Raw genomic sequence first — 515 nt, forward strand, 5'->3', positions numbered from 1 at the left:
ACGCCTTTTTGGTGCAGTTCGTCTTTTAGGCCTTTTAAGATTTTTGCGCGCGGATCGTAGCTTTTATACACCCTATGCCCAAAGCCCATGAGTTTGAAGCTGTCGTTTTTGTCTTTCACGCGTGCAATATATTTATCCACATTTTTCACATCGCCGATCTCTTCTAATTGCAAAAGCACTTTTTCATTCGCCCCGCCATGCAAATGCCCCCATAAAGCGCTAATACCCGCGCTAATGGCTGCATAAGGATGCACGCCGGTGCTAGCGACATTCCTTACTGTGGTAGAAGAGGCGTTTTGGCTGTGATCAGCGTGCAAGGTTAGGATTTTATCAAAGGCTTCCACTTCTAGGGGCGTGATTTCCGCTTCGCCTTGAGTGGTGTGTTTCAATCGGCTATAAGGATACCCTCTTAACATGAAAAGGATATTTTCCACATAAGAGCGTGCGATATCCGGATAAATAATGGGTGCTCCCACTTCATTACGATAGCAAATAGCCGCAAGCGTGGGGATTTT

At 46.0% G+C, this 515-nt stretch carries 1 protein-coding gene; it reads right to left on the bottom strand.

What is annotated here, in order from left to right:
• On the bottom strand, positions 1-476 hold a 476-nt coding region (locus IE271_RS44785), incomplete at its 3' end, for a citrate/2-methylcitrate synthase (RefSeq protein WP_506005306.1).
• Positions 477-515 lie beyond the last annotated feature (39 nt).

The sequence above is a fragment of the Streptomyces minutiscleroticus genome (assembly GCF_014650875.1).
Classification (GTDB): domain Bacteria; phylum Actinomycetota; class Actinomycetes; order Streptomycetales; family Streptomycetaceae; genus Streptomyces; species Streptomyces minutiscleroticus.